Source organism: Rhodanobacter sp. sgz306013 (assembly GCF_057031145.1).
In genome coordinates, this window is the sequence record NZ_JBXCIJ010000001.1 from 180,839 (window position 1) to 205,256 (window position 24,418).

General features: G+C 68.8%; 18 protein-coding genes. 13 read left to right on the forward strand and 5 right to left on the reverse strand.

Going from position 1 to position 24,418, the window contains the following annotated elements; translation table 11 throughout:
• Position 1: 1 nt before the first annotated feature.
• Positions 2–946 (reverse strand): NAD(P)H-binding protein, encoded by a 945-nt coding sequence (locus tag AC2EWF_RS00905; RefSeq protein WP_483637472.1) that lies wholly within the window; start codon positions 944–946, stop codon positions 2–4.
• A 99-nt stretch (positions 947–1,045) separates the two neighbouring features.
• Here AC2EWF_RS00905 and AC2EWF_RS00910 point away from each other — a divergent pair, with 99 nt between their 5' ends.
• The gene (locus AC2EWF_RS00910; protein WP_483637473.1) at positions 1,046–1,954 is read left to right on the forward strand and encodes a LysR family transcriptional regulator; all 909 of its coding nucleotides are present in this window, start codon (positions 1,046–1,048) and stop codon (positions 1,952–1,954) included.
• A gap of 7 nt (positions 1,955–1,961) precedes the next feature.
• On the opposite strand, the gene AC2EWF_RS00915 is transcribed toward AC2EWF_RS00910, so the two are convergent.
• Complete coding sequence (locus AC2EWF_RS00915; protein WP_483637474.1) at positions 1,962–3,452, reverse strand: alpha-L-fucosidase; 1,491 nt, start codon at positions 3,450–3,452, stop codon at positions 1,962–1,964.
• Positions 3,453–3,611: 159 nt separating this feature from the next.
• Between AC2EWF_RS00915 and AC2EWF_RS00920 the strand changes: the two genes are divergently transcribed.
• The 3 genes from AC2EWF_RS00920 (at position 3,612) to AC2EWF_RS00930 (ending at position 5,690) form a co-directional block, all read left to right on the forward strand.
• Positions 3,612–4,580, forward strand: coding sequence for a potassium channel beta subunit family protein (locus AC2EWF_RS00920; protein WP_483637475.1), 969 nt, complete (start codon positions 3,612–3,614; stop codon positions 4,578–4,580).
• A 93-nt stretch (positions 4,581–4,673) separates the two neighbouring features.
• Complete coding sequence (gene hemP, locus AC2EWF_RS00925) at positions 4,674–4,898, forward strand: hemin uptake protein HemP (RefSeq protein WP_483637476.1); 225 nt, start codon at positions 4,674–4,676, stop codon at positions 4,896–4,898.
• Positions 4,899–5,150: 252 nt separating this feature from the next.
• Entirely contained in the window at positions 5,151–5,690 is a 540-nt protein-coding gene (locus AC2EWF_RS00930; RefSeq protein ID WP_483637477.1) for a hypothetical protein, read from the forward strand.
• A 17-nt stretch (positions 5,691–5,707) separates the two neighbouring features.
• Here the strand turns inward: AC2EWF_RS00930 and AC2EWF_RS00935 are convergent, their stop codons facing one another.
• The 3 genes from AC2EWF_RS00935 to AC2EWF_RS00945 are packed head-to-tail and all read right to left on the reverse strand — an operon-like array spanning position 5,708 to position 10,235.
• Positions 5,708–7,792: an oxidoreductase gene (locus tag AC2EWF_RS00935; protein ID WP_483637478.1), complete on the reverse strand. Its 2,085-nt coding sequence runs from the start codon at positions 7,790–7,792 to the stop codon at positions 5,708–5,710.
• The gene (locus tag AC2EWF_RS00940) at positions 7,789–9,168 is read right to left on the reverse strand and encodes an APC family permease (protein ID WP_483637479.1); all 1,380 of its coding nucleotides are present in this window, start codon (positions 9,166–9,168) and stop codon (positions 7,789–7,791) included. Before AC2EWF_RS00940 ends, AC2EWF_RS00935 begins: the two co-directional genes overlap by 4 nt.
• Positions 9,165–10,235, reverse strand: coding sequence for an aromatic ring-hydroxylating oxygenase subunit alpha (locus AC2EWF_RS00945; RefSeq protein ID WP_483637480.1), 1,071 nt, complete (start codon positions 10,233–10,235; stop codon positions 9,165–9,167). Before AC2EWF_RS00945 ends, AC2EWF_RS00940 begins: the two co-directional genes overlap by 4 nt.
• Positions 10,236–10,501: 266 nt before the next feature.
• Between AC2EWF_RS00945 and AC2EWF_RS00950 the strand changes: the two genes are divergently transcribed.
• The 9 genes from AC2EWF_RS00950 to AC2EWF_RS00990 all read left to right on the forward strand — a co-directional run bounded on the left by AC2EWF_RS00950 (position 10,502) and on the right by AC2EWF_RS00990 (position 24,379).
• A complete protein-coding gene (locus AC2EWF_RS00950) occupies positions 10,502–12,520 on the forward strand; it encodes a tetratricopeptide repeat-containing sulfotransferase family protein (RefSeq protein WP_483637481.1) in 2,019 nt (672 codons plus the stop codon).
• Between the two features lie 46 nt (positions 12,521–12,566).
• Positions 12,567–15,107 carry a TonB-dependent receptor gene (locus AC2EWF_RS00955; RefSeq protein ID WP_483637482.1) on the forward strand — a complete coding sequence of 847 codons (2,541 nt, stop codon included), beginning with the start codon at positions 12,567–12,569 and terminating at the stop codon, positions 15,105–15,107.
• Positions 15,108–15,494: 387 nt separating this feature from the next.
• Positions 15,495–16,766 (forward strand): efflux RND transporter periplasmic adaptor subunit, encoded by a 1,272-nt coding sequence (locus AC2EWF_RS00960; protein WP_483637483.1) that lies wholly within the window; start codon positions 15,495–15,497, stop codon positions 16,764–16,766.
• Positions 16,767–16,906: 140 nt separating this feature from the next.
• Positions 16,907–17,632 (forward strand): ABC transporter ATP-binding protein, encoded by a 726-nt coding sequence (locus AC2EWF_RS00965; protein ID WP_426662665.1) that lies wholly within the window; start codon positions 16,907–16,909, stop codon positions 17,630–17,632.
• A gap of 49 nt (positions 17,633–17,681) precedes the next feature.
• Positions 17,682–19,028, forward strand: a complete 1,347-nt coding sequence (locus AC2EWF_RS00970; RefSeq protein WP_483637484.1) for a TolC family outer membrane protein — start codon at positions 17,682–17,684, stop codon at positions 19,026–19,028.
• A gap of 55 nt (positions 19,029–19,083) precedes the next feature.
• Positions 19,084–20,394 carry an ABC transporter permease gene (locus AC2EWF_RS00975; protein WP_483637485.1) on the forward strand — a complete coding sequence of 437 codons (1,311 nt, stop codon included), beginning with the start codon at positions 19,084–19,086 and terminating at the stop codon, positions 20,392–20,394.
• 10 nt (positions 20,395–20,404) lie between these two features.
• The gene (locus AC2EWF_RS00980; protein ID WP_483637486.1) at positions 20,405–21,643 is read left to right on the forward strand and encodes an ABC transporter permease; all 1,239 of its coding nucleotides are present in this window, start codon (positions 20,405–20,407) and stop codon (positions 21,641–21,643) included.
• A gap of 125 nt (positions 21,644–21,768) precedes the next feature.
• Positions 21,769–23,085 carry an ABC transporter permease gene (locus tag AC2EWF_RS00985; protein WP_483637487.1) on the forward strand — a complete coding sequence of 439 codons (1,317 nt, stop codon included), beginning with the start codon at positions 21,769–21,771 and terminating at the stop codon, positions 23,083–23,085.
• Between the two features lie 34 nt (positions 23,086–23,119).
• Positions 23,120–24,379: an ABC transporter permease gene (locus AC2EWF_RS00990; protein WP_483637488.1), complete on the forward strand. Its 1,260-nt coding sequence runs from the start codon at positions 23,120–23,122 to the stop codon at positions 24,377–24,379.
• Positions 24,380–24,418 lie beyond the last annotated feature (39 nt).

Consider the following 24,418-nt stretch of genomic DNA (forward strand, 5'->3'; position numbering starts at 1 on the left):
TTCACGCTACGCAGCCGAGACCGCGCAGGGTGGTTTCGACGGCCTGATCCAGCGGCGTGTGTGGTTCCGCGCCCAGCCATGCGACCAGCCGGCGATTGTCCAGCTGCAGCGGCTCGCGCCACAGGTAGCGCATCTCGCCCAGTTCGCGCAGCAGCACCACGAACGGTGCGGCCAGCCGCGTCAGCCACCACGGGAAGGCGCGCAGCGGCAGTGCCGTGTCGCCGGTGGCACCGCGGACGGCGGCGAGCAGCCCATCGCCATCCACCAGGTGGCCGGCGAAGTGGAAGCGGGCGCAGCGTTCCAGTTCGCCCTCGCGCTCCAGCAGGCGCGCCACCGTCTCGCCCACGTCGGGCAGGTAGGCCCAGGCATGCGGCAAGCCGTGGCGGCCGGGGTAAAGCAGGGCGCGTACGCGGCGGCCTGGCTTGACCATCGCCGCGAACCAGTTGTTGCCGGCGCGCGGCCCGAAGAAGTCACCGCAGCGCAGGACCAGGCTGCGCACGTCGGTGGCCTCGGCCAGCCGCCGCTCCATCGCCACGCGGATCGCGCCCTTGCGGGTCAGCGGCTGCTGCGGATCGTCCTCGGCAAGCAGGGGAAACGCATCGGGACCGTAGTTGTAGACCGTGCCCGGCAGCACCAGGCGCGCCGCGTTGGCGCGGGCCGCGGCGAGGCTGTGGTCCAGCATCGGCAGCACCAGCTTGTCCCAGTCGCGGTAGCCCGGCGGGTTCACCACGTGCACGAGCACGTTGACGCCGGCAGCCGCCTGCATCACATCATCGGCGTGCATCGCGTCGCCTTCGCGCCAGTCGATGCGCGGGTCCAGGCCGGGGCGCGCGGCGTTGCGCACCAGCGCGCGCACCGTCCAGCCGTGGCGCAGCAGGGCCGCGGCGATCTCGCCGCCGGCGCCGCCGGTGGCGCCGAGGATCAGGGCTGTCTTCGCGGTGTTCATGGCCGTACTCCGATCGGGTGGGAATCGATGGAGCCAGCTTGACGCCGGGCAGGCTATTTGAAAATTGCCTGACATTGAACATCTGCTATAAATAAATGCATGGCCAACGGTGAACCGGCGTGGGACCTCTATCGCTCCTTCCTCGCGGTGGCGGGCGAGGGCAGCCTGTCCGCGGCAGCGCGCACGCTGGGCATGACCCAGCCCAGCCTGGGGCGGCACGTGCGGCAACTGGAGACGATGCTGGGCGTGGCCTTGTTCACGCGTTCGCCGCAGGGGCTGGTGCTGACCGACGTGGGAGCCGAGCTGGCCGAGCATGCGCGTGGCATGGCCGCCGCGTCCGCCGCGCTGCGGCGTGCGGCGTCAGGCAGCCGGCAGGAGGTGCGCGGCGTGGTGCGCATCACCTGCAGCGAGGTGATCGGCGGCGAGGTGCTGCCCGCGATCCTGGCCGACTTGCGTCGGCAGCAACCGGGCATCGTGGTCGAGCTTTCCTTGTCCGACGCCGCCGAAGACCTGCTGCGCAAGGACGCCGACATCGCCGTGCGCATGCTGCGGCCCAGCCAGGCCGCGCTGGTGGCCCGGCGCGTGGGCGCGATCGGGATCGGGCTGTATGCGCACCGGCGCTACCTGAAGGCGCACGGCACGCCGCGCAAGCTGGCCGAGCTCGGTCAGCACGCATTGATTGGTTTCGATCGCGAGACGCCTGCCTTGCGCGCGATGCGCGGCCGCGTGCCGGGCGGCGAGGTGTATGCGCGCGAGCATTTCGCGTTGCGCACCGACAGCCCGCTGGCGCAACTGGCTGCGCTGCGCGCCGGTTACGGCATCGGCGCATGCCAGCGCCCGCTCGCCCTGCGCGAGCGCCAGCTGGTACCGGTGCTGCCCGAGGCCTTCGGGCTGGATCTGGACACCTGGCTGGTGATGCACGAAGACCTGCGCGCGAACCGCCGCGTGCGGCTGGTGTACGACCACCTGTTCGAGGCGCTGAAGGCCTACGCGGCCGAGGGTGCCTGAGCGCGCATCACTTTTCGTCGTGCCCCGGTCCGTAGCGGCGGTCCGGTCCGCGATACGCCGCCACCCGGGTCAACCGCGGCGTGTCGTAGGCGAATTCCAGCAGCACGCGCAGCCTGTCGGTGTGCACCGGATCGAAACGCGTGAGTTTCTTGTAGCCGATGGTGGTGCCCCAGGTGAGCGGCTGCCACACGCTGCCGTTCCAGGTCTCGACACGATAGTTGGCGATGTTCTGGCCGAGGGCGATCGCCTCGTCGAGTTCCAGCGTGTCGAATTCGATCTCGTGCGGCAGCTCGATCTCCAGCCACGCATTGCGCATGTTGCGTCTGGCGCCCCAATAAGTGTCCGGGTTGGCATCGAGCACGCCGGAAGCCGGGTGCGCGAGGTCGCTGCTGCCGGCGCGCACGCGGCCGCCCTGCAGCAGGTTGCCGGCGAGCCATGCCGTGCGCCTGGCGGCGAAGCCCTGCAGCGAGGCGATGTCTTCCGGATCGAACAGGCCGTCGCGGTTCGGCGGCACGTTGAGCAGCAGCTTGCTGTTGCGGCCCACGGTGCTGAAGTACAACTCCATCAGGCCGTCGGGCGAGCGCACCTTGTCGTTTTCCTCGGGGTGCCAGAACCAGCCGGGGCGGATCGACACATCGGATTCGCCGGGCCGCCATGCGCTGCCGTGCGGGTCGCCGTGGCCCAGCAGGTCGCCCACCCAGGGGCGGTCGTAGCCGGGGTAGGGCACGCTGGCCGGGTCGATGCTGGACCAGCAGGTTTCGCCGGCCACGCCTTTTTCGTCGCCGATCCAGCGCAGGTCGGGGCCGGCGTCGGAGAACATCACCGCATCGGGCTGCAGCCTGCGCACGGTGGCGTGGATGCGCGGCCAGTCGTAGGCCTGCCTGCGGCCGTTCGGGCCTTCGCCGTTGGCGCCGTCGAACCACACTTCCACGATCCTGCCGTAGTGCGTGAGCAGCTCGGTGAGCTGGGCGACGTAGTAGTCGTTGTAGGCTTCGCCGCTGCCATAGCTCTTGGCGTTGCGGTCCCACGGCGAGAGGTAGATGCCCGCACCCAGGCCTTCGGCGCGGCAGGCGTCGGTGAACTCGCGCACCACGTCGCCGTGGCCATTCTTCCACGGGCTGTGTTTCACCGAATGCTCGGTGAAGGCGGAAGGCCACAGGCAGAAGCCGTCGTGGTGCTTGGCGGTGAGGATCATGCTGCGGAAGCCGGCCTGCTTCGCCGTGCGCGCCCATTGCCGCGCATCCAGCTTGCGCGGGTTGAAGATCGCCGGCGACTCGGTGCCGTCGCCCCATTCCTTGCCGGTGAAGGTGTTCACCGTGAGGTGCACGAACATCGCCAGTTCATCGCGCTGCCAGCGCAGTTGCTGCGGCGTGGGGCGGGGGCGTGGCGCGGCGGCGACGGGCGCGGGTGCGGCATCGGCGTGGCCGGTGCGGGCCAGGCCGAGCGCCCCCAGCGAGGCAGCGGCCGAGCCGGCGAACAGGAAACGGCGACGATCCATGGGACAGGCCTCCGAGGCGGGGAATGTCGTGACGTGGTTGTCAGGTATGAACACTATATTCAAATATGAAGCCAATGGACGATCGCGAGGCTTGCATCGCCCCGATGCGCGGACGCAGCATGCGAAGGATCTCGCCCCGCCTGGCTGATGGAGCTCCCCATGCACTACCGCCGTCTCGGCCGTTCCGGCCTTCCGCTTTCCGCCCTCTCCTTTGGCGCCTGGGCCACCTTCGGCAAGAGCGTGGGGCGCGCGCTGGCGCGCGACATGCTGGCGCTGGCCTGGGACCGCGGGGTGAACTTCTTCGACAACGCCGAGACCTACGGCAACGGCGCGGCCGAGTCGCTGATGGGCGACGTGCTGGCCGACCTGCGTTTCCCGCGCGACAGCTGGTGCGTGTCGAGCAAGGTGTACTTCGGCCCCTACGACCATCCGAAACCCACCCAACGGGGACTCTCGCGCAAGCACGTGATCGAGGCCTGCCACCAGGCGTTGTCGCGACTGCGCGTGGATTACCTGGATCTCTACTTCTGCCATCGCCCCGACGACGACACGCCGGTCGAGGAGACCGTGGCGGCGATGGATCTGCTGGTGCGCCAGGGCAAGGTGCTGTACTGGGGTACCAGCGAATGGCCGGCCGAGGCGATCCGCGCGGCGTATCGGGTGGCGAAGGAGAATCACCTGGCGGCGCCGACGATGGAGCAGCCGCAGTACAACCTGATGCACCGCGAGCGGGTCGAGCAGGAATACGCGCCGCTGTACGAGGACTTCGGGCTGGGCACCACGACCTGGTCGCCGCTGGCCTCGGGCCTGCTCAGCGGCAAGTACGACGACGGCGTGCCGGCCGGCTCGCGGCTGGCGCATGCCGATTACGCCTGGCTGCAGGACAAGGTGCTGGGCGAACACGGCGAGCGCGTGGCGAAGGCGCGCCAGCTCAAGCCGATCGCCGACGAGCTGGGCTGCAGCACCGCGCAGCTGGCGATCGCCTGGTGCCTGGCCAATCCGAACGTGTCCACGGTAATGCTGGGCGCGAGCCGGCTGGAACAACTCGAGCACAACCTCGGCGCACTGGACGTGTTGCCGAAGCTGGACGAGGCGATGCGCCAGCGCATCGCGCAGGCGGTGGCCTGAAGTCCGCGGCGGGGAGTCTGCTTGCCGCGGCGATTGACAGTCTAATGAGAATCATTATCATCAACTTCGCCTGAAATCCCTGCGGAGTCGTCCATGCCCATCGCCATCACCTTGAACCTGCCGGCGGCTGGCGGCCGGCTTGCCCCTCCGCCGTCGCGCCCTTCGTTGCCTGCCCGGACCACCGAAACGACGCCAGCGGTGCGGCGCGTCAGCAGCCAGTCGCTGCTGGATGGCGGGCGCGAACTGGTGATCCAGCACCAAGGCAGCGAGTACCACCTGCGCCTCACCCGCAACGACAAGCTGATCCTCACCAAGTAAAGGAAGCCCGGACCAGATCCGCGCAGGCGTTACCGGCTCGGCCCGTTCGCAGGCTGCAGGACCATCGACGAAGGCAGGCCAATGGCCTGCCGGGGCGGTAGGCCTGCCGGACATCATCCCGCCTGCGCAGATCTGGCCAGAGCATCCCCGGCACCGCTCCGTGCGAACGGCCCGGAGCGCCCCTACCCACCCGCCAGCACGGTGCTGCGCCATGGACGAGGCACGGCCAGCCGAATCCCGACGGAGATCGAGATGTCCGGTTGGCTGGCTACCCATGTCCTCTCCCTCTGTCCGTGGGCCGGCCGAGTCGACGTGGAGTACCGCTGGCTGCGGATCACGCCGCGGTTGCTGGCGCGTCGGCTGCCGGCCGCGGGACCGGTGCTGTACCTGCCATGTGCGGCGGCGGCGCTGACCGATGCAGCCACCGGCCTGCTGGTGGGGCACCGCGAATTGGCGCCGCTGTTGTGCGTACGTTGGCTGGTGGCCGCCTGTGCGATCGGCAGCGACGGCCCGCACGAATGGCTGGAATGCCGGGCGATCGACGGCCACCTGTGCGCCCGCCTGCACTTGTTGCCGGACAGCGACTACCTCGGCTGGGACGCGTTGCTGGCGACGGCCGTGCCGGCGCGGGTCGCGCAGGGACCGCGGGCCGGCGACGGGAGCATCGCCGTCGCGCGGCTGCTGGAGTTCCGCTGCCGGCGGCTGGCCGGACTGGACGTGCTGGACGCGCAGCCCGCGGCGCGGGTTTCCGCGCTGGGCGGCGGGATCGCGCGCGCCATTGCGCGGGCCTAGGGGCTGGTGCTGGACAGCTAGCCGCGCGGGCGCCGCAGGTCGTCGGCGTCGGCGGTGTGGAAATGCCGCTTGAACGCGACTTCGCCGACGGCGGGTTCCTGCAGTTCACGGGCGTAGCGGTGGCCGGCGTAGACCGCGTGGGCGATCAGGCCCGGCGCCTCGGCGTCGCCGATGCAGCGCACGCTGTGGATGCCGGCCTCCGCCCATTCCGTCTCGCGGCGGCACAGTTCCTGGTACGGCGCGTCGTCGGGCAGGCGGGCGGTGACGGTGACCACCGCGTCACAGGCGAGTTCGCGCTGCCGATGGGTCCACACGTCCTCGACCGTGAGCGTGCCACCGTCGTAGCCGACGATGTCGTGCGACACCATCGCCTCGATGCCGAGCGCGGCCATCCGCTTGCGCACATGCCGGTAATCGAGCGTGTTCAGCGTCCACGGTGCCAGGCTGTCCTCGGGCGTGAGGTGGATCACCTCGCAGCCGTGCAGGCGCAGCAGTTCGGCGGCAATGCCGGCGTGGTAGTAGCCGTCATCGTCGTACACCACCACGCGACCTTGCGGCAGGCGGCCGTCCATCAGGTCGTCGGGTGTATGGACCCGCGTGTTGCCGGCGAAGCCCGGGATGGCGAAGCCGTGGCTGCGGCCGATGCCGTCGCGGCGCCAGTGGCAGCCGGTGGCGACCACCACGTGTTCCGCGCCGAAGTCGAGCATGTCCTGCGCACCGAGCGCCGAGTCGAGATAGACGGCCACGTTCGCCAATTTGCGGATCTGCCCCACGCGCCAGTCGCGCACGCGGGCCCATTCCGCCAGGCCGGGCAGGCGCGCCTCGCGGGTGACGCGACCGCCGAGCTCCCTGCGTGCCTCGGCCAGGCTCACCTCGTGGCCGCGCTGGCCCAGTGCGCGGGCGGCTTCCAGCCCGGCCGGACCGGCGCCAACCACCAGCACGCGTGCCGGCGTGCGCGCCGGCGCGATGCGTTCCGGGTGCCAGCGCTTGCGCCATTCCTCGCCCATGGTGGGGTTCTGCGTGCAGCGGATCGGCGAGATGGTCATGTCGCCGGAGACGCAGACGTTGCAGCCGATGCACTCGCGGATGTCGTCGGCGCGGCCTTCCTCGATCTTCTTCGGCAGGAACGGGTCGGCGATCGACGGACGCGCACAGCCGATCAGGTCCAGCACGCCGCGCCTGAGCTGCGACACCATGGTGTCGGGCGAAGTGAAGCGGCCGACGCCCACCACCGGCTTGCTGGTGGTCTTCTTGACGAAGGCGATGAACGGTTCCTGCGCACCCTCGGCGGCGAAGCGCGAGGGTACCGAGTCGTTGTACCAGGCGGCGAGGTTCACGTCCCACAGGTCGGGCAGCTCGGCCAGCAGCCCCACGATGTCCTGTGCCTCGGCCAGCTCCACGCCGCCGGGGCCGAGCCCTTCCTCGACGGCGAAGCGCAAGGCCACCGCGCAGGTGTCGCCCACCGCGTCCCGGGTGTCCTCGAGCACCTCGCGCAGCAGGCGCACGCGGTTCTCCAGCGGGCCGCCGTAGGCGTCGCTGCGCTGGTTGCGCCGGCGCTGCAGGAAATGCATCGGCAACGACAGGTCGTGCGCGGCGTAGACGTAGATGATGTCCATGCCGGCGCGCTTGCCGCGGATCGCCGCCTCGCGGTGCCAGCGGCGGTATTCGCGGATGTCGTGCAGCGTCATCGCACGCGCCTGGTGCGGGTAGCCGTACTTGGCAGGTTGCGGCGAAGGTGCGATCAGCACCTCGCGCGAATACAGGTTCGACGCGGTGGGGCCGTTGTGGGTCAGTTCCAGCGCGGCCAGTGCGCCGTGCGCGTGCACCTTGTCGCACATCAGCGCCAGCGCGGGGATATCGCGGTCGTCCCACAGCCGCGCCTCCACGTAGGGCGTGAGGTCGCCGCTGGGGTGGATCTCGCATTCCTCGGTGGAGACCACCGCCCAGCCGCCCTCGGCCTTGGTCTCGCGCATCGCCGCGTGCGCCAGCGGCATCGCGTGGCCCATGCCGTTGCAGTGCGGCACCTGGAAGAAGCGGTTCTTCGCGGTGACCGGGCCGATCTGCAGAGGCTGGAACAGCGGGTCGTAGCGCGGATCCCTCATGGCAGCGGCACCCCGGCGGCTGGATCGCCGCGGCGCCACAGGCGCATCAGGAAGTACAGCGGCAGGCCTGCCGCGACCAGCCCCAGCGCGTACAGGAAGGGCTCGCGGCCGGTACCGACGAAGGCGAACGCCACGAACAGCACGCAAGCGGCCGCGACGATCATGCTCCGCCGCGTGCTGCAGGCGGTGTGGCCACGGCGCCACAGCACGGCCAGCGCCAGCCCGCAGCACAGGTAGAGCGGCAGGCTGGCGGCCGTTCCCACCCGGGTGAGGAAGGTGAAGGCCGACACCAGCGACTTGCTGTAGCTCAGCGCGATCATCCCCGCGGCCAGCACGCCGCTGACCAGCAGCGCCACCACCGGCGTGCCCTGGCGGTTGCCGCGCGCGAGCACCGCCGGCAGCACGCCGTTGCCGGCCATCGTGCGGGTCAGCTCCCCTACCAGCAGGGTCCAGCCGTTGAGCGCGCCCAGTCCGCTGATCGCCACGAAAAGCGCCAGCCAGCGCCCGGAACCCGCGGCGGCATAGCGGTCCATCAGCAGCGCGAACGGCGCGCTCGTGGTGGCCAGCTCCTGCTGCCGGATCAGCAGCAGCGGCACGGCCGAGACCGCGATGTAGATGGCCGCGGTGAGCACGGTGCCGGCCATGGTGGCGCGCGGGATGGTGCGCGCGGGGTCGTCCACGCGCGCCGCCGGCACGCTGGCCGACTCGACGCCGATCATCGCGAACAAGGCGATGGTGGAGGCAGCAGTCACGCTGCCCAGGCTGATCGGCGTGGGCGGAAGGTGGGCGGTGTAGCTGGCCGGCGAGGTCAGCAGCAGCCAGCCGCCCAGCAACGCGATCGCCAGCATCGGCAACAGCTTCAGCGCCGTGGTGGCGATCTGCACGCTGCCGCTGCTGCGCACGCCGCACAGGTTGACCGCCACCATCGTCCACAGCAGGGCCTGGGCGAACCACATCGGCGGCAGCGCGCCCAGCGGCGGGAACACCACCACCAGGTAGCCGACCACGCCGGTCGCCAGCGCGGAATTGGTGAGCCACACCGACACCCAGTACGCCCACAACGCGAGGTAGGCCGTCGTCCCACCCAGCGTGTGGTTGATGTAGCCATAGGGTCCGCCGACCTCGGGCAGGGCACGGGCCAGCTGCGACAACACGCGGGCCAGCACCAGGCAGCCGGCCAGCACGACGACCCAGCCGATCAGTGCATTGAAGCCGTAGGGCGCCAGCGAGGCGGGCAGCACGAAGATGCCCATGCCGATCACGTTGCCGATCACGAGGGCCGTGCAAGTCCAGAAGCCGATGCGCTGGCTGCCGCGCGCAGGGTCGGCTGCGGGTTCCGGCGCGGCGGCCGGGCGGGCGGCCGGCGGCAGGCTCACGCGGACTCCCCGGCGGGGCCGGCGTAGGCCGCGCGCAGCAGGTTCTGGAAATGCCAGACGCCGCTCTCGCGCTTCGGGTTCAGGCGGCCGGGCACGTAGTGGCCGGAGGCCAGGCCCTTCTGCACCGCCTCGCAGATCGCGATGTCCTCGTGCTGCACCTCGTCGCTGAAACCCTGGTCGGCGGCGATGCGCGCCTGCGCGCCCTCGTCCTGCGCGTAGTAGTAGTCGAACACCACCCGGCAGCGGCCGGGCCCCAGCGGCAGGATGCGGTTGGTCTGCAACCGCCCCGGCATGATGTTGAGCATCACGTTGGGGTAGACGAAGTAGTAGTACGCCTGGCCCGTGCCGTAGATCGCGTCGCTGTTGCGCAGCGGCGAGGATTGCAGCGAATGCCACGGCAACAGCTCGGTGTCGTAGGCGCGGTAGTCGAGCACGCGGGACAGGCCGGGATGCACGTGCGGCAGGTGGTAGCCCTCGAGGAAGTTGTCGACGTAGACCTTCCAGTTGCAGGCGATGTCGTAGGTGTCGCGACGCAGGTAGCGCATCGCCGCCAGGTCGATCGGCGCGATGCGCTCGGCGATGCCGCCGTAGACTTCGTCGAAAGCCGGCACTTCCGGATCGAGCGCCAGGAACACCAGGCCCTGCCATTCGTGCACGCGCAGCGGCGGCAGGCGGATGTCCCCGACGTGGAAATCGCAGGCGTCCTGCATCTCCGGCGCGCTGCGCAGCTGGCCTTCCAGCGTGTACGTCCAGCCGTGGTACTTGCAGTGCAGGGCGCGGAGGCCCTTGCCGTCGCACAGCGCCAGCGGCCCGGCGCGATGGCGGCAGACGTTGGGGAAGGCGCGCAGCACGCCGTCCTGCCCGCGCACCAGCAGCACGGGCACGCCAGCGACCTGCTCGACCACGTGGTCGCCCGGCTCGGCCAGCTGGCCCTGGTGGGCCACCAGCTGCCAGCTGCGCGCGAACACTGCGCGCTGCTCCATCGCCAGCATCGCGTCGCCGGAGTAGTAGCGTGCCGCCAGCGCGTGTGCGCGGTTGAGTTCCTCGACGCGGGTGTCGGCTGGCATGACGGTTTCGGTCCCCGGGTGGCGTGGGCGCGGCGGGCCGCCGTTTCCGGCGGCATCCGTACTCCGCGCGTTTCCGGCAGTGTATGTCCGATCCCGGCGAGCGTGTCCACCGTCGCCGCACCACTATCTGCCGGCCGGATCCGGGTGCTAGATTGCCGGGAACCTCGTGAGGAGCTGCCGTCGCCCATGCCACGCGCCGTGTTCCTGTCGTGCCGTGCGGAAATCGTTTCGCGGATGGTGGCCGTGCCGTCGTGGCGGGCCGGCGCATGACGGAGGCCGCCGTCACCGGCACGCTGGAGCAGGCGCTGAGCCACGCCATGCGGTTGCTGGAGCGCGATCCGGCGCTGGCGGCCGAACAGCTGGCCGAGATCCTGCAGGCGGTTCCCGGCCATCCGCATGCCTTGCGGCTGCTGGCGGCGGCGCGCTCGCGGCTGGACGACCTGCCCGGCGCGCTGGCCATCCTGGTGCCGCTGGTGCGGGCGCAGCCGAACGCCGCGGCGGTCCAATTCGAGCTGGGGCTGGCCCTGGGCCGCAGCGGGCGCGCGCCGGAGGCCGTCGAGGTGTTGCGCCGCGCGGTGGCGCTGCAGCCCGACCTGCCGCAGGCCTGGCGCGCGCTCGGCGACAACCTGCTGGCGGCAGGCGAACCGGCGGCGGCCGACGCGGCCTACGTCAGCCACGTGCGCCATTCCACCCGCGATCCGCAGCTGATGGCCGCCGCCGTCGCCCTGGCCGGGAACCGCATTCCCGAGGCCGAGGCGCGCCTGCGCGAACAGCTGAAGCAGGCGCCCACCGACGTGGCGGCGATCCGCATGTTCGCCGAGGTCGCCGCGCGGCTGGGGCGCAACGAGGATGCCCTGCACCTGCTCGAACGTTGCCTGGAACTGGCCCCGGGTTTCCAGGAGGCGCGCCGCAATTACGCGCTGCTCCTGCACCGCGGCAATCGGCCAGAACAGGCACTGGCCGAGATCGCGCGCCTGCTGGCGGCCGATCCGGGGGATGTCAGCAGCCTCAATCTCAAGGCGGCGGTGCTGTGTCGCACGGGCGACTACGAGCAGGCGATCGGCATCTACGCCGCGCTGCTGGAGCGGTACCCGGACAATCCGAAACTGTGGGTGAGCCAGGGCCATGCGCTGAAGACCGCCGGGCACGCCGGGCGCGCCATCGCCGCGTATCGCCGCAGCCTGGAGCTCGAGCCGTCGTTCGGCGAGGTCTGGTGGAGCCTGGCCAACCTCAAGACCTTCCGCTTCGGCGCCGACGAGCTGGCCGCGATGCGCGGGCAGCTGGCGCGGAAGGACCTGGGCGAGGACGACCGCCTGCACCTGGAGTTCGCCGTCGGCAAGGCGCTGGAGGATGCCGGCGAGTACGAACCCTCGTTTCGCCATTACGCGCAGGGCAACGCGATCCGCCATGCCCAACTGGGCTATGTCGCCGACGATACCAGTGCGCGCGTGCAACACATCCGCGCCCACTACACGCGCGAGTTCTTCGCGGCGCGCGCGGGCGCCGGCAGCCCGGCGCCGGATCCCATCTTCGTGGTGGGCCTGCCGCGCGCCGGCTCCACCCTGATCGAGCAGATCCTGTCCAGCCACAGCCGGGTCGAGGGCACGATGGAGCTGCCCGAGGTCACCTCGATCGCCCGACTGCTGCGCGGGCAGGGCGATGCCGATGGCGCGATGCCCTACCACGCCGCGCTGGCCGCGCTCGATCCCGACGCGCTGCGCGCGCTGGGCGAGCGCTACCTCGCGCATACCCGCATCCAGCGCAAGACCGCGGCGCCGCTGTTCATCGACAAGATGCCGAACAACTTCATGCACGTCGGCCTGATCCACCTGATGCTGCCGAACGCGAAGATCATCGATGCGCGGCGGCATCCGCTGGCCTGCGGCTTCTCGGTCTTCAAGCAGCATTTCGCGCGCGGCCAGGGCTTCAGCTATGGGCTGGAGGACATCGGCCGCTACTACCGCGACTACGTGGCGCTGATGGCGCATTTCGACGACGTGCTGCCGGGACGCATCCACCGCGTGGTGTACGAGCGCATGATCGAGGACACCGAGGGCGAGGTGCGCCGGCTGCTCGACTATTGCGGACTGCCGTTCGAAGCGGCGTGCCTGCGCTTCTTCGAGAACACGCGGCCGGTGCGCACGGCCAGTTCGGAACAGGTGCGCCAGCCGATCTATCGCGAGGGGCTGGATCACTGGCGGCATTACGCGGCGTGGCTGGAGCCGCTGGCATCGGCGCTGGGGCCGGTGCTGGCGAGCTGGTCAGGCGCGCCGGGAGGGGAATAGCGGTTCGATGGCGATCAATGGTCGTGGACTAGCCTGGGGAGGGTGTATGCACACGAATAGGTTGAAACGGATCACGCGGACACCGCGGACGGGACTGGCCAGGTTGCCGCTGGCGGCGGCGATCTGCCTGGCCATCGCCGCACCGGCGCTGGCGCAGGATGCGGGACAGGCCGCGACGCCTGCCTCGGCGCCGGCGACGAAGCCGAAGACCACCACGCTGGGGGTGGTGAACGTGACCGCGCAGAAGCGCACCGAGAACCTGCAGAAAGTGCCGATCAGCATCAACGTGCTGGAGAACGACCAGCTCGATGCGCTGCACGTGCAGAACTTCAACGACTACGTGAAGTACCTGCCCAGCGTCACCTTCCAGCAGGGCGGCGGCGGCATCGCCACCGGCCCGGGCTTCGCCACCATCTACATGCGCGGCGTGGCCAGCGGCGGCAATACCAACCACTCTGGCTCGCAGCCCAGCGTGGGCGTCTACCTCGACGACCAGCCGGTCACCACGATCCAGGGCCCGCTCGACATCCACATGTACGACATCGCCCGCATCGAGGTGCTGGCCGGGCCGCAGGGGTCGCTGTACGGCGCCAGCGCCGAGGCGGGCGCGCTGCGCATCATCACCAACAAGCCGGACCCCAGCCGTTTCGCGGCGAGCTACCAGCTCGGCGTCGACAAGGTGTCGCATGGCGGCGTGGGCTATACCGGCGACGCCATGCTCAACATTCCGCTCAGTCCGGCCGCCGCGGTGCGCATCGTGGGCTGGCGCGAGCACGACGCCGGCTACATCGACAACAAGGCCGGCACGCGCACCTTCCCGGTGTCCGGCATCACCATCAGCAATGCCGACAACTGCACGCCAGGCCCCATGCTGGAATGTCACGGGCATGCCCGCAATCACTACAACGACGCCAACACGCAAGGTGCCCGCGCCGCGCTGAAGGTCGACCTCAACGACGACTGGTCGATCAGCCCGACCATCATGGGCCAGCAGACGATCACGCACGGCAGCTTCGCCAGCGATCCCGCCATCGGCGACCTCGCGGTCACCCACTTCTACCCCGAGCGTGTCGACGACCGCTGGTGGCAGGGCGCGCTGACCGTGCAGGGCAAGATCGGCAACTTCGACCTCACCTACAACTACTCGCATCTCCGGCGCAACCAGGAAGAGCAGACCGACTACAACGACTACTCGTTCTGGTACGACACCCTGCTTTCCTACGGCGCCTATATCCACGACAACAGCGGCGCCCTGATCAATCCGTCCGAGTTCATCAGCGACCGCGACCACTACGCCAACGACAGCCACGAGCTGCGCATCGTGTCGCCCAGCGAGGACCGCCTGCGGCTGGTCGCCGGCGTGTTCTGGCAGAAGCAGAAGCACGACATCATGCAGGACTACCAGATCGCCAACCTGGCCACCGACCTGTCGGTCACCGGCTGGCCCAACACGATCTGGCTGACCCGGCAGATGCGCTACGACTACGACAAGGCCGTGTTCGGCGAGCTGTCGTACGACATCATTCCCGACACGCTCACCGCCACCGTGGGCGGGCGCTATTTCCGCAGCGAGAACCAGCTGTACGGCTATTACGGATTCAGCAAGGGCTTCTCGCCGAACTCGACCTACGGCGAGGCGGGCTGCATCTCGAACCAGCCGTTCCTCGGCGCCCCCTGCCTGGATTTCAACAAGCAGGTGAAGCAGAGCGGCTCGCTGGGCAAGTTCAATCTCACCTGGAACATCTCGCCCACCGCGATGGTCTACGCTACCCGCTCCGAAGGCTACCGCCCGGGTGGCGTCAACCGTGCCGGCGCGCTGCCGCCCTACCAGGCGGATTACCTGACCAACCTGGAGCTGGGCTGGAAGACTTCCTGGTTCGGCAACCGTTTGTCGTTCAACGGCGCGGTGTTCCGCGAGAACTGGAACGACTTCCAGTTCAACATCCTCGGGCCGAACGGACTCACCATCATCAAGAACGCGAACTCCGCGCGCATCAACGGCCTGGAGTCGCAGCTGGTCTGGCAGGCCACCTACAACCTCAACCTCAGCGCGGGTGTCGCGTTCTACGACGCCAAGCTGACCGCCAACTACTGCGGATTCACCGGCACCGACGGCAATCCGGTCACGTATTGCCCCGCCGGCTCGATCAACCCCTCCGACGGCTCGGTGGTCAGCGGGCCGCAGGCGCCGAACGGCACCCAGCTGCCGATCACGCCCCGTTTCAAGGGCAACCTGGTGGCCCGCTACACCTTCGACATCGGCGAGAACGAAGGCTTCGTGCAGGCGGCGCTCGTGCACGTGGGCCGGCGCACCACCGACCTGCGCCTCAAGGAGCGCAGCCTGCTGGGCGACCTGCCCGCGTACAACACGGTCGACCTGTCCGCCGGTTTCCAGAAAGGCAGCTGGTCGCTGGACGCCTACGTCGACAACGCCTTCGACGAGCGCGCCGTGCTGTACAAGTTCACCGAGTGCGGGGTGACGATGTGCGGTGCGCACGGGGTGGTACCGCAGTATCCGAACGGGCAGGTCTACACCGGCGTCAGCCAGCCGCGCACGTTCGGCATCCGCTTCAAGCAGGATTTCTGATCTTACGGCCTTCCGGCCGTCAGATCAGGGCGAGCCACGGATGGCTCGCTCCGCCAGTCGAGCGCTTGGGCTCGACTGGCGGAGCGGAGCCCGGACGAAGTCCGGGTGCAGCGAGCCGGGAAAGTGCAGGAAAGCACTTTCCCGGCATCAGTACCGGCTGTTGCTCGACCCGCAGCCAACCGAAAGCCCCGGCACCCGCCGGGGTTTTTCATGTGCGCCCCTGCAGCCGCCTGTCCGCTGTCCGCGCACTGTCCGCGGACACCAGCCTTTCTTGATGGGTTGATTGCAACTCACGGAAATGCCGCTTGTTTTTTCCTGGCATCGGGTTGGCACGCCGATTGCTGAGCAGAGGGCAGGGCCGCACTGTCCGCGGCCGGGGAACGCTCGATGATCCGCGACACTTCCGCACAAGACCGCCTGGTCGTAGCCAAGCCCAACCGCAAGCGCCGCCTGCTCTTCATCGGTGGCGGCGTCGCCCTGCTGGTGGTGCTGGCACTGGCCATGCCCGGCATCCTCCGCCTGTTCTCGGCCGACGCCTCGGTGAGCGCGTCGCGGCTGGCCTTCGCCACCGTCGAGCGCGGGCCGTTCGTGCGCGACATCGCCGCCGAAGGCAAGGTGGTGGCCGCGAACAGCCCCACGCTCTACGCCACCTACGGTGGCGCGGCGGTGCTGAAGGTGCGCGCCGGCGACGCGGTGAAGAAGGGCCAGGTGCTGGCGGTGATCGACAGCCCCGAGCTGCGCAACAAGCTGGCGCAGGAGCAGTCCAAGGCCGACGCGATGAAGGTGGACTACCTGCAGGCGCAGGTGGATGCGCGCACCAAGCGCGGCGCCCTGCAGAAGGCCTACGACGACGCCCAGATCGACGCCAAGAGCGCCGCCAACAACCTCGACCGCGAGCAGAAGGCCTACGCCGCCGGTGCCTCTACCGGGGTGGCGGTCGACAAGGCCAAGGACGACCTGGAGAAGGCGAAGATCACCCTGGCGCACGCCAAGGACGATCTCGGCATGAGCAACGACAGCCTGAACTTCAACATCCAGGCGAAGAAGCTGGCCCACGACAACCAGATGCTGGTGGTGCAGGACCTGCAGCGCCAGGTGGACGACCTCAACGTGAAGTCGCCGGTGGACGGCCAGGTCGGCCAGCTCTTCATCGCGCCGGTGGCCACCGTGGCCAAGGACGCCCAGCTGCTCAGCGTGATCGACCTCACCGCGCTGGAAGTGGAGGTGAAGGTGCCCGAGAGCTTCGCCCGCGACCTGGCGATCGGCATGACCGGCGAGATCAGCGGCAACGGCAATACCTGGAAGGGCCTGGTCAGCGCGATCTCGCCTGAAGTGGTGAACGGCGAAGTGGCCGCCCGCGTGCGCTTCGAAGGCAGCACGCCGAAGCAGCTGCGGCAGAACCAGCGCCTGTCCGTGCGCATCCTGCTCGACAAGCGCGACAACGTGCTCACCGTGCAGCGCGGCTCCTTCGTCGACGAGTCCGGCGGCAGCTACGCCTACGTCGTCAAGGACGACATCGCCACCAAGACGCCGATCCGCGTGGGTGTCTCCAGCATCGACAAGGTGGAGATCCTGCAGGGCCTGAAGGAAGGCGACCGCATCGTGATCTCCGGCACCGACAACTTCAAGGGTGCGCAGCGTGTGGCGATTGCCCGCTGAGGTCTTCTTCTCCGCGCGATCCCAATGCACACCGACACCCCGCGACACGCCGGGATGAATCCCGGCCCGAGGTCACCGCCCCTCTCCCGAAAGGAGAGGGACTTCAAAGCACCATCCACCACCACCGAGGAACGTGAACCATGCTGAAGATGACCCACCTGTCCAAGGTCTACCGCACCGAAGTGGTGGAGACCTACGCGCTGCGCGATTTCAACATCGACGTGAAGGAGGGCGAGTTCGTCGCCGTCACCGGTCCGTCCGGCTCGGGCAAGACCACCTTCCTCACCATCGCCGGCCTGCTGGAAACCTTCACCGGCGGCGAATACCACCTCGACGGCATCGAGGTGAGCAACCTCAACGACAACGCGCGCTCGAAGATCCGCAACGAGAAGATCGGCTTCATCTTCCAGGCGTTCAACCTGATCCCGGACCTCAACGTGTTCGACAACGTGGAAGTGCCGCTGCGCTACCGCGGCATGAAGGCGCCGGAGCGCAAGCAGCGCATCATGGACGCGCTGGAGCGGGTGGGCCTCGCCTCGCGCTACAAGCACTACCCCGCCGAACTCTCCGGCGGCCAGCAGCAGCGCGTGGCGATCGCCCGCGCGCTGGCCGGCAGCCCCCGCCTGCTGCTCGCCGACGAACCCACCGGCAACCTGGACACGCAGATGGCCCGGGGCGTGCTGGAGCTGCTGGAGGAGATCCACCGCGAAGGCGCCACCATCGTGATGGTCACCCACGACCCCGAGCTGGCCGCACGCGCGCAGCGCAACGTGCACATCATCGACGGCCAGGTGGTGGATCTCGCCGAAGACCCGCGTTTCCACAACAGCGTGGCTGCGGCGCGCGGCAACGCCAGTCCGGCCTGATGCCTCCCGCAACCGTCGCCCCCATGCCCGCCCACTGCGAGTCCAGTCCATGCGTGTGAAGCTGCTGCCCGTGCTGCTCCTGCTCGCCGTCGCCCCGTTCCCGGGGCACGGCGAGGACCTGATGGACGCCTACCGCCAGGCCGTCGCCAACGACCCGGTGCTGGCCACCGCCGACGCCCAACGCCTGCTGGTGGCCGAGGGCGTCCCGGTGGCGCGCGCCGCGTTGCTGCCGCAGCTGTCCGCGGGGCTGGAGATGGACCAGATCCACAGCGGCGGGAGCACCCAGACCACCTCCGGCAACGGCAACATCGTGCAGACCGGCGGCGCTGGCCACGTGCGCGACCGCAGCCTCACCGGCAACCTCAGCCAGCCGATCATCGACCTGTCCGCCATCGCCAACCTGCGCGCGGCGCACGCCGCCCGCGACGCGCAGGAGCAGACCTACCAGGCCGCGTTGCAGAACCTGTACGTGCGCGTGGCCAACGCCTACTTCAACGTGCTGGTGTCGCAGGACCTGCTGGATATCGACCGCGCCTACGAGGACGCCTACAAGCAGGAGTACGACCAGACCTCCTCGCGCTTCAAGAACGGCTTGTCGATGGCGGCGGACGTCAGCCAGTCGAAGGCGCTCTACCTGTACATCAAGGCGCAGCGCATCAGCGCGGAGGACAGCCTCAAGGATGCGCGCCGGGCGCTGCAGCAGATCACCGGCAAGCCGGTCGGCGAGTTGAAGAAGCTGCGCGATGACCTGCCCATGCAGGCGCCGCAGCCGGACAGCGAGCAGGCCTGGGTGGACGCGGCGCTGAAGACCAACCCCACCGTGCTCGCCGCGCGCTACGCCGTGAGCAGCGACGAGCACAAGGTGACGGCGGCGCGCGCCGGCCACCTGCCTACGCTCACCGCGGGGGTGGGCTACAACAAGTTCGGCCAGTGGTCGAGCGCCATGCCGGGCACCGGCGCTTACGGACCGGCCACCACCACGGTGGGCCTGACGCTCACCATCCCGCTGTTCAGCGGCGGGCTCACGCATGCGCGGGTGAAGCAGGCGCTGTACCAGCGCGATGCGGACCAGGGCGTACTGGAAACCCAGCGCCGCCAGGCCGCGCGCGATGCCGCCAACTACTTCAACCTGGTGGTGGACGGCATCGAGCAGGTGGACAGTGCACGCGATTCGGTCCAGGCCGCGCAGAAGACGGTGGCCTCGATGCGGGCGGGCTACACCATCGGCACGCAATCGCTGACCAACGTGGTGTTCGCCATCCAGTACCTCGCCAGCACGCAGAGCGAGTACACCGTGGTGCGCCACCAGTTCGTGCTCAACAAGCTGCTGCTCAAGCAGGCCGCCGGGACGATCGACATGAATGACCTGCAAGCGGTCAACAGCTTGCTGCAATGAGTTTTGCTTCCTCTCCCGGCAAGCCGGGGGAGGGAAAAACCGACAGAGGAACGTGATGTTCGCCTACTACTTCCAACTTGGCCTGCGCAGCCTGCGCCGTAATCCGGCCCTCACTTTGCTGATGGTGATGGCGATCGGCTTCGGCGTGGCCGCGTCGATGATCACGTATTCCGTGTTCCGCGCGGTGTCGGGCAATCCGATACCCGACAAATCGGCGCAGCTGTTCATTCCGCAGATCGACGGCTGGGGCCCGCAGCAGAACCTCAAGGGCGAACCGGCGGAAGCGGTGAGTTACATCGACGCGATGGCGCTGCTGCGGGCACATGAGGCAAAGCGCAAGACGATGCTGTACCAGGTGCTGATGTCGGTGATGCCGGGCGGCAATCGCGAGCTGCCCATCGCCGTCAACGGCTATGCCGTGGGAAGCGATTTCTTCCCCATGTTCGAGGTGCCGTTCCGTTATGGCAGCGGCTGGAGCCTGCGGGACGACGAGGCGCGTGCCGCCGACGTGGTCATCAGCAGCGAGCTCAACCAGAAGGTGTTCGGCGGCGCGAACAGCGTGGGCCGCACGCTCGACCTCGGCGGCCACGACTACCGCGTGGTGGGTGTCACCAGTCACTGGAACCCTCGCCCGCGCTTCTACGACCTGTTCAGCACCAACGGTTTCGCCGATGAGCCGGACATCTACCTGCCGTTCACCCGCGCGATGGACCTGAAGATGTATCCCAGCGGCCGCAACAGCTGCCGTGGCCAGCTCAACTTCACCAACTGGACGGATTACACGCAGAGCAACTGCGTGTGGATCACGCCGTGGGTGGAACTGGACACCCCGGCCGAGGTCGCGGACTATCGCAGTTTCCTCACCCACTATGCCGCCGACCAGCAGCATGCTGGCCGCTTCAACTGGGCGCCCAACGTGCGCCTGCGCGACGTCGCGCAGTGGCTGGACCACGAGCATGTGGTGCCACCCGAGAGCCGGATTTCGCTGGCGGTGGCGCTGGGCTTCTTCCTGATCTGTCTGGTCAACACCATTGGCCTGCTGCTGGCGAAATTCATGCGCCGTGCGAGCGAGATCGGCGTGCGCCGCGCCCTGGGCGCCACCCGCAAGGAGATCTACGCCCAATACCTGGTCGAGGCGGCCACGGTAGGCCTGGTCGGCGGCGTGCTGGGCCTGCTGCTCACCGCGCTGGGCGTGTCCGGCGTGGGCGTGCTGTTCCCACCGCAGATCGCCAAGCTGGCTGAGCTCGACGTCTCGCTGGTGGGGCTCACCCTGGTCGTGGCCATCGTCGCCACCGTGCTGGCTGCGTTCTACCCGGCCTGGCGTGCGGCGCACGTGCAGCCGGCCTGGCAGTTGAAGTCGAGCTGAGGAGAGGACGATGAGCATCCAGATCCGCCCCATCCTCACCGCGCTGCGCCGCCACAAGGCGGGCACCGTGCTGATCACGTTGCAGATTGCGTTGACGCTGGCCATCGTGTGCAACGCGCTGTTCATCATCCACGCTCGCCTGGCCAGCCTGTCCGAGGTCAGCGGCGTGGACGAGGCCAGGGTCTTCGTCATCAGGAATCAGTGGGCGGCCGAATGGCCCACCGCACAGGTCGACGCGCAGGTGCAGGCCGATCTGCTCGCACTGCGGCAACTACCCGCCGTGCGCGATGCCACGCCGGCCAACGGCTACCCCTTGCAGGGCGGCGGCTGGGACAACTTCGTCACGCTGGCGCCCGAGCAGACCCAGCCGACCACCGACAGCGCGGTGTACCTGGGCGACGAGCACTTCATCGACACGCTGGGGCTGAAGCTGGTCGCGGGGCGCAACTTCCGTCCCGCCGAAGTGATGGTGATGGGTACCCAGCAGGCGATCACCCCGCCCACGGTGATCGTGAGCCGGGCGCTGGCCGACAAGCTGTTCCCAGGTAGCAACGCATTGGGCAAGAGCTTCTACGCGATGGGCAGCACGCCCAGCACCATTATCGGCATCGTCGATCCGCTGCACCGCCAGGGCGTGAGCCCGTGGAACAAGCCCTATGCCGGGCAGTCGCTGATCTGGCCGCTGCGGTCGGCCGATTCGCGCGGCCTCTACTACATCGTCCGTGCCAAACCCGGCCAGCTCGCCGCCGCGATGCGCGAGGCGCCGAAGGCGCTGTATGCGCAGAGCCACCTGCGCATCATCGACGCCAAGGACGGCATCCAGGACTACGCCACCATCCGTCACAAGGTGTACGACAGCGACCGTGGCATGGCGATACTGATGGGCATCATCTGCGCCGTGCTGCTGGCGATCACCGCCGCCGGCATCGTGGGCCTCACCAGCTTCTGGGTGGGCCAGCGCCGCAAGCAGATCGGCGTGCGGCGCGCGCTGGGCGCCAGGCAGCGCGACATCCTCGCCTACTTCCTCACCGAGAATTTCCTGATCAGCGCGGCGGGCGTGGGGCTGGGCGTGGTGCTGGCGTTCGCCTTCAACCTGTGGACGGTGACCCGCTTCGCGCTGGATCGCATGCCGCTGGGCTACGTGGGCATGGGCGTGATCGTGCTGCTGCTGCTGGGACAAGGCGCGGTGCTGGCGCCGGCGTTGCGCGCGTCGCGCGTGTCGCCGGTGGAGGCGACGCGCAGCGTGTGACGCATTTACTCCCTCCCCTGTGTGCAGGGAGGGCTGGGGTGGGGTGCTTTCGATCTCGGGGAAGCACCCCCTCCCGACCTCCCCCTGGAAGCAGGGGGTGGAGACAAACAACTGGAGAGAACGAAATGTTCGCCTATTACCTGGATCTGGCATTGCGCAGCCTGAAACGCAGCCCCGGCCTCACCGCCCTGATGGTGCTGGCGATCGGCTTCGGCGTGGCCGCGTCGATGACCTCGTGGTCGGTGTTCCGCGCCGTGTCGGGCGATCCGATCCCGTGGAAATCCGCGCAGCTGTTCGTGCCGCAGGTCGACAACTGGGGGCCGAACGGCCGCCAGCCGGACGGCGATCCGCCGAACGCGATGGACTACGCCGACGCGACGGCGCTGATGCGCGACCACCGCGCGAAGCTGCAGTCCGCGATGTACCAGATTTCGCCGTCGATCGTGCCGGCGGAGGCCACCAAGCATCCGATCAACGTCAGCGGCCACGCGGTGTACAGCGAGTTCTTCCCGATGCTGGACGTACCGTTTCTGTACGGCAGCGGCTGGAGCGCCAGCGACGACGCCAACCGTGCGCAGGTGGTGGTGATCAGCAGCAAGCTCAACCAGAAGCTGTTCGGCGGCGCCAGCAGCGTGGGCAAGAGCGTCAACATCGAAGGCCGCGACTACCGCGTGGTGGGCGTGTTGAACGACTGGAACCCGCAGCCGCGCTTCTACGACGTGGTCAACTCGGGCGGCTTCAACAGCCAGTCCGACGACGTGTTCCTGCCGTTCCAGACCGCCATCCAGGCGAACATGCAGAACGACGGCAACACCAACTGCAACGCGATACCCAAGGAATCCGGCTTCGTCGGCCTGCAGCACTCCGAGTGCGTGTGGATCGCCTTCATGGCCGAACTGGACGATGCCTCGGCAGTGTCGGCCTACCGCAACTACCTGCAGGGCTATGCGCGCGACCAGCAACAGAACGGGCGCTTCGGTTGGGCGCCGAACAACCGCCTGCGCAACCTGCCGGCATGGCTGGACAACCAGCACGTGGTGCCCAGCGACACCAAGGTCTCGCTGCTGGTGGCGCTGGGCCTACTGCTGGTTTGCCTGGTCAATACCATCGGCCTGCTGCTGGCGAAGTTCCTGCGCCGCAGCGCGGAGATCGGCGTGCGCCGCGCGCTGGGCGCGCCGCGCAAGGCGATCTACGCGCAGTTCCTCACCGAGGCCGGCATCGTCGGTGCCGCCGGCGGCGTGCTCGGCCTGTTGCTTACCTGCGTAGGCGTGGCCAGCGTGGGCTGGGTGATGCCGAAAGACATCGCCGCGCTGGCGCGACTGGACGTCTCGCTGCTCGTGTTGACCCTGCTGGTGGCGGTGGCCGCCACCATGCTCGCCGGCCTGTATCCCACCTACCGGGCCTCGCGCGTGCAGCCCGCGTGGCAGCTGAAGAGCAACTAGTGCGCTTCCGTCGAATTTCGCAAGGAACAACACTATGAAACTGCATCCCATGATCGCGGCATTGCGCAAGCACAAGGCGGGCGTGGTGCTGATCGCGCTGCAGATCGCGCTGACCCTGGCGATCGTCTGCAACGCGATCTTCATCATCGGCCAGCGTATCGACCGGGTGAACCGCCCCACCGGGCTGGACGAGAGCAACCTGTTCCTGGTTACCCAGCAGTGGGTGGGCGCGCCCAGCGCCGACACACCCGACGGCGTGGCCAAGCTCGATGCGATGCAGAAGGAGGACCTCGCCGCGCTGCGCAACCTGCCCGGCGTGGCCTCGGTGACGCCGATCAACTCGCTGCCGCTGCTCAATTCGTCTTGGAACGGCGCGGTTTCGACCAAGCCGGACCGGAAGTTCAGCGACAAGGGCGACAACATACGCACCACGTACTACTTCACCGACGAGCAGGTGATGTCCACGCTGGGCCTGAAGCTGGTGGCCGGCCGCGCGTTCAACGCCGGCGACGTACAGCACCAGGGTTTCCGCGACAATCCCCCGCGCCCGATCGTCATCGTCACCAAGGCGCTGGCGGACAAGCTGTTCCCGCAGGGTAGCGCGGTGGGCAAGGCGATCTATGTCGACGGCAGCAGCTCGCCCAGCACCATCGTCGGCGTGGTGGCCCGCCTGCAGGTGCCTTCCACCGGCACCTGGGTCAACGGCTTCACCTGGAACGCCACCCTGGTGCCCACGCGGCTGAACGCGGGCTTCTCGCGCTACGCGGTGCGCGCCAAGCCGGGCCAGCTGGAAGCGGCGATGCGCGCGGCGGCACCCACGCTGTACCAGGTGAACCCGCTGCGCGTGCTCGACGACGACAGCGTCAAGTCGTTCGCCGACATCCGCGCCGAGGCCTACCGCGCCGACGTGGGCATGGCGATCCTGATGGGCGTGATCTGCCTGGTCCTGCTCAGTGTCACCGCCGCGGGCATCGTGGGCCTCACCAGCTTCTGGGTCGGCCAGCGCCACCGGCAGATCGGCGTGCGCCGCGCGCTGGGCGCTCGCAAGGTCGACATCCTGCACTACTTCCAGCTGGAGAACCTGCTGATCGCGGGGGGCGGCGCGGTGATCGGCATCGTTATGGCGATCGGACTCAACCTGGGGCTGATGCGCCTCTACCAGATGGATCGCCTGCCGGTGATCTACACCTTGATCGGCGTGGTGGCGGTGCTGGTGCTGGGCCAGTGCGCCGTGTTCGTACCTGCGCGGCGCGCGTCCAACGTGCCGCCGGTGACGGCCACGCGCGCCGCGTAAGTTTTCCCCTCCCCCTCCGGGGGAGGGTGCCCGCGAGGG

Bases quoted from the DNA above. Each gene is read 5' to 3' on its own strand.
- AC2EWF_RS00905 (WP_483637472.1), bottom strand. From the start codon at position 946: ATGAACACCGCGAAGACAGCCCTGATCCTCGGCGCCACCGGCGGCGCC.
- AC2EWF_RS00910 (WP_483637473.1), top strand. From the start codon at position 1,046: ATGGCCAACGGTGAACCGGCGTGGGACCTCTATCGCTCCTTCCTCGCG.
- AC2EWF_RS00915 (WP_483637474.1), bottom strand. From the start codon at position 3,452: ATGGATCGTCGCCGTTTCCTGTTCGCCGGCTCGGCCGCTGCCTCGCTG.
- AC2EWF_RS00920 (WP_483637475.1), top strand. From the start codon at position 3,612: ATGCACTACCGCCGTCTCGGCCGTTCCGGCCTTCCGCTTTCCGCCCTC.
- hemP (WP_483637476.1), top strand. From the start codon at position 4,674: ATGCCCATCGCCATCACCTTGAACCTGCCGGCGGCTGGCGGCCGGCTT.
- AC2EWF_RS00930 (WP_483637477.1), top strand. From the start codon at position 5,151: ATGTCCGGTTGGCTGGCTACCCATGTCCTCTCCCTCTGTCCGTGGGCC.
- AC2EWF_RS00935 (WP_483637478.1), bottom strand. From the start codon at position 7,792: ATGAGGGATCCGCGCTACGACCCGCTGTTCCAGCCTCTGCAGATCGGC.
- AC2EWF_RS00945 (WP_483637480.1), bottom strand. From the start codon at position 10,235: ATGCCAGCCGACACCCGCGTCGAGGAACTCAACCGCGCACACGCGCTG.
- AC2EWF_RS00950 (WP_483637481.1), top strand. From the start codon at position 10,502: ATGACGGAGGCCGCCGTCACCGGCACGCTGGAGCAGGCGCTGAGCCAC.
- AC2EWF_RS00955 (WP_483637482.1), top strand. From the start codon at position 12,567: ATGCACACGAATAGGTTGAAACGGATCACGCGGACACCGCGGACGGGA.
- AC2EWF_RS00960 (WP_483637483.1), top strand. From the start codon at position 15,495: ATGATCCGCGACACTTCCGCACAAGACCGCCTGGTCGTAGCCAAGCCC.
- AC2EWF_RS00965 (WP_426662665.1), top strand. From the start codon at position 16,907: ATGCTGAAGATGACCCACCTGTCCAAGGTCTACCGCACCGAAGTGGTG.
- AC2EWF_RS00970 (WP_483637484.1), top strand. From the start codon at position 17,682: ATGCGTGTGAAGCTGCTGCCCGTGCTGCTCCTGCTCGCCGTCGCCCCG.
- AC2EWF_RS00975 (WP_483637485.1), top strand. From the start codon at position 19,084: ATGTTCGCCTACTACTTCCAACTTGGCCTGCGCAGCCTGCGCCGTAAT.
- AC2EWF_RS00980 (WP_483637486.1), top strand. From the start codon at position 20,405: ATGAGCATCCAGATCCGCCCCATCCTCACCGCGCTGCGCCGCCACAAG.
- AC2EWF_RS00985 (WP_483637487.1), top strand. From the start codon at position 21,769: ATGTTCGCCTATTACCTGGATCTGGCATTGCGCAGCCTGAAACGCAGC.
- AC2EWF_RS00990 (WP_483637488.1), top strand. From the start codon at position 23,120: ATGAAACTGCATCCCATGATCGCGGCATTGCGCAAGCACAAGGCGGGC.